1 protein-coding gene is annotated in these 8,762 nt (G+C 71.4%); it reads left to right on the top strand.

All coding sequences use genetic code 11. The features are described 5' to 3' along the window. Positions 1-8,635: non-ribosomal peptide synthetase (locus ACT89H_RS19590; protein WP_445110051.1), on the top strand; the 8,635-nt coding region annotated here is incomplete at its 5' end. Positions 8,636-8,762 lie beyond the last annotated feature (127 nt).

Genomic DNA, 8,762 nt, shown 5'->3' with positions numbered 1-8,762 from the left:
GGGTAATTCACTGCTGGCGACGCAGGTGGCGGCGCGGATCGGTGCGGCGTTGGACACTCGGGTCCCGGTCCGCACCATCTTCGAAGCCTCCACCGTCGCCGGACTCGCGATCAAGGTCGAGCGTGGCGCCGGTGAACACAAACGCACCCCGCTCGTCGCCGGTCCGCGTCCGGACCGCATCCCGTTGTCGCCGGCGCAGCAGCGCATGTGGTTCCTCAACCAGTTCGATACCTCGGCTTCGGTCTACAACATCCCGGCCGCCATCCGCTTGTCCGGCGACCTGGACGTGGCCGCGCTGCGGCACGCCGTCGCCGATCTCGTCGCGCGCCACGAAACCCTGCGCACGATCTATCCCGAGACGCCGGACGGCCCGGTCCAGCGGGTCCTCGCTCCGCACGAGGTCCCCGTGGATCTCACTCCCGCGCAGATCGGCGACGAGCACGTCGCCGACGAGGTACAGCGGATCGTCGCCGCGGGCTTCGACGTGACCGTCGACGTGCCGTTCCGCGCGAAGCTGTTGCAACTCGCGGGCACCGAGTACGTGCTGGTCTTCGTCGCCCACCACATCAGCGCGGACGGCTGGTCGATGCGCCCACTGACCCGGGACCTGATGCTGGCTTACGTGGCGCGCAGCGGTGGCCAGGAGCCGTCCTGGGCGCCGCTGCCCATCCAGTACGCCGACTACGCGCTGTGGCAGCGCGACGCACTCGGCGCCGACGACGACCCGGAGTCGCTCGCGGGCGCGCAACTGGCCTACTGGACCACCGAACTCGCCGATCTGCCCGACGAGCTGAACCTGCCCGCGGACCGCCCGCGCCCATCCGCCCAGTCCTTCGCGGGCGGCACAGCGGATTTCGTCGTGGACGCCGGCGTGCACGCGGCGCTGGCGGAACTCGCGCGGCGGCACAACGCCACGCTGTTCATGGTGGTGCACGCCGCGTTCGCGGTCTTCTCGGCTCGTCTGTCCGGCACCGAGGACATCGCCATCGGCACGCCCGTCGCGGGCCGCGGCGAGGCCGAACTCGACGACCTGATCGGCATGTTCGTCAACACGTTGGTGCTGCGCACCCGGGTCGCGCCCGGTCTCGGCTTCACCGAACTGCTGGCCCGCACGCGGGAAACGGACCTGCACGCCTTCGCCAACGCCGACATCCCGTTCGAGCGGCTGGTCGAGGTGCTCGCCCCCGAGCGTTCGACCGGTCGCCATCCGCTGTTCCAGGTGGCGCTGTCGTTCGAGAACCTGGCCACCACCGGCTTCGAGCTACCCGGCCTGAGCCTCACCGCGCTGGACCCGGCCGCCGAGACCGCCAAGTTCGATCTGCTGTTGACCGTGCGGGAGCAGCGCACGGAGTCCGGCGCGGAAGCCGGTCTCGCCGCCGCGTTCACCTATGCCCGTGACCTGTTCGACGAACCGACCGTGGTCGAGTTCGGCCGCAGGTTCTGTCGCATCCTGTCCGCGATCGCCCTGCGCCCGGACACCGCCGTCGGCGATCTGGAGATCCTGGACGACTCGGAGCGCACGGACCTGATCACCGGTACCGGCGCACCCGCCGTGCCGCCGCGCACGCTGCCGGAGCTGATGGCCGCCGCCGTCGCGGCGAATCCGGCCGGTATCGCCGTGGTCGCGGGCGACCGCACCTTCAGCTACGCCGAACTCGACGCGGCTTCCGTGCAATTGGCGCGGGCGCTGATCGACCGCGGCGCGGGACCGGAGGCGCGGGTCGCCATCGCGATCCGTCGTTCGGTGGAATCCGTGCTGACACTGTGGGCGGTGGCCAAGACCGGGGCGGCCTTCGTCCCGATCGACCCGACCTATCCTGCCGACCGCATCGCGCACCTGGTCGCCGATTCCGGCGTGGCACTCGGCGTGACGCTCACCGCCGAACTGGACCACCTGCCCGCGCACCCCGGCGGGTGGCTCGCCTTGGACGACCACGACTTCACCCTCGACGTCGCCGCGCGCTCGGACCAACCATTGCGGCCCGGCGAACTGCGCGGACCGTTGCGGACGAGCAACGCCGCGTACGTGATCTACACCTCCGGCTCCACCGGCGTGCCCAAGGGCGTGGTGGTGACCCACGCCGGCCTGGCGAATTTCAGCGCCGAGCAGGTGGAGCGCTACCGGCTCGACCGATCCACGCGAGCCTTGGCGTTCGCGTCGCCGTCGTTCGACGCGTCGATACTGGAACTGCTGCTGGCCTTGGGTTCCGCGGGCGGGCTCGTGGTGGCGCCGCCGCTGACCTTCGGTGGTGCGGAACTGGCCGAGCTGATGCGCGCGGGCGGAGTCACACACGCCTTCCTCACGCCGTCGGTGCTCGCCTCCCTCGATCCGGACGAGTTGCCGGGGATCCGGGCCATCGTGGCGGGCGGCGAAGCGGTACCCGCCGAGCTGGCCGCCAAGTGGACGACCACGCCGGAGCGGGATTTCCACAATGGTTACGGGCCGACCGAGACCACCATCATGACCAACATCAGCGACCCGTTGCGGCCCGGCGAACCGGTCACGATCGGCGGACCGATCCGCGGCATGCGGTCGCTGGTGCTCGACAGCAGGCTGCGCCCGGTGCCCGAGGGTGTCACGGGCGAACTGTATCTGGGCGGCGTCCAGCTCGCGCGCGGCTACCATGCCCGCCCCGCGCTCACCGCCGCCCGGTTCGTGGCCGACCCGTACGGCGTGCCCGGCGAGCGGCTCTACCGCACCGGCGACCTGGTGCGCCGGCGCCGCGCCGAGGGCGCGCCGGTCCTGGAGTACCTGGGCCGCAACGACTTCCAGGTGCAGGTGCGCGGCTTCCGCATCGAACTCGGTGAGATCGACGCCGCGCTCACGGCCCAGCCCGAAGTCGGCTTCGCCGTGACGCTGGGACGCGAAACCGGTTCCGGCGCCACCATGCTGGTCTCCTACGTGCTGCCCGCCAAGGGTGCGACGGCCGACCCGGCGGTACTGACCGAGCGAATCGGACGCACGCTGCCGGAGTACCTGGTTCCGGCGGCGATCGTCGTACTCGACGCGATTCCGCTGACACCAGTGGGGAAGCTGGATCGCAAGGCGCTGCCCGCGCCCGAGCCGGACACCCGCGCCTACCGCGCGCCGCGAACCCCGACGGAACTGGTGATCGCCGAGGTGATCGGCGAGGTGCTCGGCGTCGAACGGGTCGGCCTGGACGACGACTTCTTCGCCCTCGGCGGCGACAGCATCGTGTCCATCCAGGTGGTCTCCCGCTCGCGCGCCCGCGGCGTGCGCTTCGCGCCGCGGGACGTCTTCGCCTGCCGGACCGTCGCCGCGCTGGCCCGGGTCGCCGCGGTGGAGGGCGGTCCCGGTGACGAGGCGGGTGAACTACCGCTGACGCCGGACGCGGCGCGGATGCTGGACGACGGCATCGAAGTGCGGGCCATCGCTCTCGATGTCCCCGAAACCTGCTCCGTGGCGACGGTGCACGCCGCCGTGGTCGCCGTGCTCGATCAGCATCCGATGCTGTGGGTGCGGGTGGCGTACAGCGACGACGGCACGCCGGTGCTGCGCATTCCCGCCCCGGCCGAACGCACCGGCGAGGCGTTCCGCAGGCTGGACCCGCAGTGCGGGGAGACTTCGCTGCCCATCGACGACGTGGTGCAGGCGGCCGCGGCCGCCCTCGACCCGGAGCAGGGCCGCAACATCTACTTCGTGCTCACCGGCGGTCCCGAGGCGCGCTCCACGCTCATCGTCGTAGCCAGCAGCCTCGTCGTCGACGACGTCTCCTGGCGGGCGATCGTGGACCACCTGACCGCACGGTGGCAGCGGGCGCGCCACGCCGCGCCCGCGAGCACCGAATCCGGCCTCCGGCCGCTGATCCGCGCGCTCTCGGCCAAGGCGCACGATCCGGTCACCGTCGCCGAAATGCGTTGGTGGCGATTGGCGCTCGGCTCCGTGCCGGAGGGTGCGGGAACCGACGGACGAGATCTGCGCGCACGCAGCCGGGTATCGCTCACCATCACCGCGGAGGGTGCGGCGGCCGTCGCCGCGGCGGCCGAGGCCTACCACGCCGGGGTCGACGACATCCTGCTCACCGCGCTGGCGCTGGCCCTGCAGACCTCCGCGGGCGAGACCGTCACGCGCGCCATCGGTTCGGTCGTCCGGCTGTCCGCCGACGGTCGCGCGGCCACCGATGCCGACGCGGCGAGCACGGTGGGCGGCTTCGTCACCGAATATCCGCTTCCGTTGCGGTTGAGCCGGATCGACATCGAGGAGGCCCTGATCGGCGGCCCAGCGGCGGGCACCGCGATCGCGCAGATCAAGGAGCTGCGGCGGTCGGTGCCCTCGCGCGGTGTCGGCTACGGCTTGTTGCGCCACCTCAATGCCGAGACCGCCGCCGAGCTACGCGGGCTCGGGCGCGGGCGGTTCGCGCTGCGCTACCGGGACCTGCGTCCGGCGCGGGTGCACACCGACCTCCCGTCCCACGACCTGCTGCTGGTGCTGACCGTCGAGGCCACCGACGACGGCCTGCTCGCCCGATTCGACTTCGCCGCCACCGCATTCCGCGGCGAGGACGCCAAAACTTTCGCCGAGCACTGGATTCGCGCGCTCGGTGGCCTCGCCGAGCACGGCCTGCGCCCGGACGCGGGCGCCTACACCCCCTCGGACTTCCCGCTGGTGCGGCTCAAGCAACCCGACATCGACCGCTTCGCCCGCGCCTACCCGGACCTGACCGACGCCTGGCCGCTCACGCCGCTGCAATCGGGCATGCTGTACCACGCCCTGCTCGCGGAGCACTCGGTCGACGTCTACACCACCCAGTTCGTGCTGGATCTGGGCGGCGCGGTGGATGCCCGCCGGATGCAGGCGGCCGCGCAGGCGGTGCTGGACCGGCACGACAACCTGCGCGTCGCCTTCGCCGACGACAGCGAGGGCAAGCCCGTGCAGATCGTGCAGGATTCGCTGGAGGTGCCGTGGCGGCTGGTCGATCTGAGCCGGCTGGAACCGGCCGCGGCCGGTGCCGAGTTCGAGCGGATCAAGGCGGCGGATCTGGCCGAGCACTTCGACATGCGGACCGCGCCGTTGCTGCGGTTCGCGCTGGTCCGCTCCGCCGCGGCCCGCTATCACCTGCTGGTGACCAGTCACCACATCCTCGTCGACGGCTGGTCCATGCCGCTGTTGGCGAAAGAACTGCTCACGCTGTACGCGTTCGGCGGAAATTCCCGGCACCTGCCTTCGGTGCGGCCCTACCGCGACTACCTGGCTTGGCTGGTCGCTCAGGACGCGGAAGCCGCGCGTTCCGCGTGGCGCGCCGCGCTGGCCGGTATCACCGAGCCGACGCCGCTGGCGCCGGTCGATCCGGGCCGCGAGATCGCCTCGGGCGTGGGCGAAGTCGGTTTCGAGCTGTCCCCCGCCGACACCACCGCGCTGACCCGGTTCGCGTCGGGACTCGGCGTCACGGTGAATACCGTGGTGCAGGCTGCCTGGGGAGTGTTGATCGGTCGCACCGTCGACCGGGACGACGTGGTCTTCGGCGCCACCGTGTCCGGCCGGCCGGCCGAGCTGGACGGCGTCGAGGCGATGGTCGGCCTGTTCCTCAACGCGATCCCGGTGCGGGTGCGACTCGACGCGACCGGCACGCTGGGCGGGCTGCTGCGGCGGCTACAGGCCGAGCAGGCCGCCCTGCTGGACTACCACTACCTGGGGTTGAGCGACATCCAGGAAGCCGTCGGCGTGGCGGGGCTGTTCGACTCGCTCGTCGTGTTCGAGTCGTTCCCGGTGGACCGGGATGGGCTGGACCGCGCGGGCGCCATCGACGGTATGAACGTCACCGGCGTCGGCGCGGTCAACGGCACCCATTACCCGTTCACGGTGATGGTGCTGCTGGACGACCAGTTGCGCGTCTCGGTGAAGTACTTGCGCGATGTGACCGACGAACCGGCGGCGCTCGCGCTCGCGCAGCGGCTCTCGGCGCTGATCGTCCGTTTCGTGACCACCCCGCAGGCCCGCGTCGGCGAGGTCGATGTGCTGCTGGACGACGAGCGCGCCGAGCTGGCCGCGCGCAACGCCACCGACGTGCCGGAACTGCTCGACGGCGCGACGTTGCCGTCGTTGTTCGCCGCTCAGGTGGCGCGCACGCCGGACGCGCCCGCGGTGCGCTTCGGCGACACCACGCTCAGCTACGCCGAATTCGACTCGCGGGTCCGGTCCTTGGCCGTCGAGCTGATGCGCTGGGGCGTCGGCCCGGAGACGCTGGTCGCCGTGGCCATGCGGCGAAGCGTCGACCTGGTCGTCGCGGTCTACGCGGTGCTGCGGGCCGGTGGCGGCTACGTCCCGATCGATCCGGATCACCCGGCCGAGCGCAACGAGTACGTTCTCGGCAGTACCGCTCCGATCTGCGTGCTGACCACCACCGCGGACGCGTTCGACACCGCGACGTGTGTGCCGGTGGTCGCGGTGGACACGCTGTATCTGTCTCCGTACGACGGCCCCTGGCCGCGGGCGGAGGTGCATCCGGACACCGTCGCCTACGTCATCTACACCTCCGGCTCCACCGGTCGCCCCAAAGGCGTGATGATCACGCACCGGCAGATGGTGAATCAGTTCCGCTGGGCGCAGTCGGCCCACCCGCACGACGACGGCGACGTGGTGCTGCACAAGACGCCGATCACCTTCGACATCTCCGCCTGGGAGTTGTTCTGGCCGTTGCAGACCGGGGCGTCGATCGTGATCGCCGCGCCCGACGGGCACCGCGACCCGGCCTATCTGGCTCAGGCCATCGTCGACAACGCCGTGACCACGGTGCATTTCGTACCGTCGATGCTGGATGCGTTCCTGGATCCGGCGGCAGACTCGACCGCGGCGTACCCGTCGCTGCGCCGAGTGTTCGCCGCGGGCGAGGCGTTGTCCGGGGAGACCGCGACGAGGTTCGCCGCGATCGTGCCGGGCGCCGAGCTGGTCAACTGGTACGGCCCCGCCGAGGCCACCGTGGTCACCGACCATCCCGTGCGGGACACCGCCGCGGTGGGGGTTCCGATCGGCGTGCCGGTGGCCAACACTCGCGTGCACGTGCTCGACCGGCAGTTGCTGCCGGTGCCGCCGGGCGCGGCGGGCGAGTTGTACGTCGCGGGTGCGCAACTGGCGCGCGGCTATCTCGGCGCTCCGGCAGGCACCGCCGAGCGTTTCATCGCCCATGCGGGCGGCGCCCGGCTCTACCGCACCGGCGACATCGTGCGCTGGCGCGACGGCGCGCTGGAGTACCTGGGCCGCAGCGACTTCCAGATCAAGCTGCGCGGCCAGCGCGTGGAGCCCGGTGAGATCGAGGCCGTGCTGACGAGTCATCCGCAGGTGCGGCACGCCGCGGTCGCGGTCGTGCGCGGGGCCGTCGGCGACCGGCTGGCCGCCTATGTCGTCCTCACGCCGGGGGAGACCCTCGACGAAGCCGCGTTGCTGCGGCACGCCCGCGCCGCGCTGCCGTCGTACATGGTGCCCTCGGCTGTCGTCGCGCTCGCCGAGCTCCCGCTCAACGCCAGCGGCAAACTCGACCGCAAGGCGCTGCCCGAGCCGCGGTCGGTGGCCCGTCCGTACCGCGCGCCGGGCACGCCGCTGGAGCGGACCGTGCTCGAGGTGTTCGACTCAGTGCTCGAACCCGGCGCGGGACAGCGGATCGGGATGGACGACGACTTCTTCGATCTCGGTGGCACGTCGCTGGTCGCCACGCGGGCGGTCAGGCGGTTGCGCACGCTCACCGGCGCCGAGGTGCGGGTGCAGTGGTTCTTCACCGATCCCACCCCGGCGGCGCTGGCGGCCCGGATCCTGGCCGCGCTCGCCGACGATCACGACTACGACCAGGACTCGAACGCGGCGCTCGGCGTCCTGTTGCCGATCCGCACCATGGTGCCGCACGACGTGGCCGCCGCCGCGCCGCTGTTCTGTCTGCATCCGATGTACGGATTGTCCTGGTGCTATGCGGGACTCGCGCGCTACGTGCCCGCGAGCACGCCGATCTTCGGCCTACAGTCGCCCGCGCTCACCGAAGAGCGCTACCTGCCGGAATCGCTGATCGAGATGGCGCGCCGCTACGTGGCCGAGATCCGCGCGGTGCAGCCGCACGGACCCTACCGGCTGCTCGGCTGGTCGCTCGGCGGTGTGCTGGCGCACGCGGTGGCGACCGAATTGCAGGCCGCGGGTGAGGAGATCGGGCTGCTGACCATGCTCGACAGTCACCCCGGCATCGATGTCACGGATTTCCGTGCGGCGATCCGCGAGGCGCTGGCCGAACTGGGCATCGGCGCGGACGCCCTGCTGCCCGGCGACGGCGACATCCACGATCTGAGCGAGGACGCGCTGGCCGCGCTGCACGCCACCATCCCGCCGGACATGGCGGTGCTCACACCGGAGCGGGTGCGCCGGATCTACCGCAGCGCGGTGCGCTCGGCCGAGTTGATCGCCGAACACCGGCCGGAGGTCTTCCGCGGCCGGTTGGAGTACTTCAGCGCGGCCGGTCACGATACCGCGGCGGCCGGCTGGCAACCTTATGTCGACGGCCGGGTGGACGATCATCCCGTCGGTGTCTCGCACGATCAGATGACATCGCCGGAGGCGCTCGCGCGGATCGGTCCGCGATTGTCCGAGTTGCTCGATCCTCCGGGGTGGGAAGCGACACGAAACACGGGGCGGTCATGATCGAACCGACACCGTTCCGGCATGATGGGGCAACGGTGCGGTAACGAAGTCCACTGTTGTGACGACTACAGGCCGTATGGCCGGGCGGATGCCTGGATATCCACCTCGGCGTGTGGGGCATGCAGAG

The organism is Nocardia aegles, from assembly GCF_052545135.1.
Note: the sequence above shows the minus strand (reverse complement) of the source record. Positions and strands in the feature narration are given on the sequence as shown.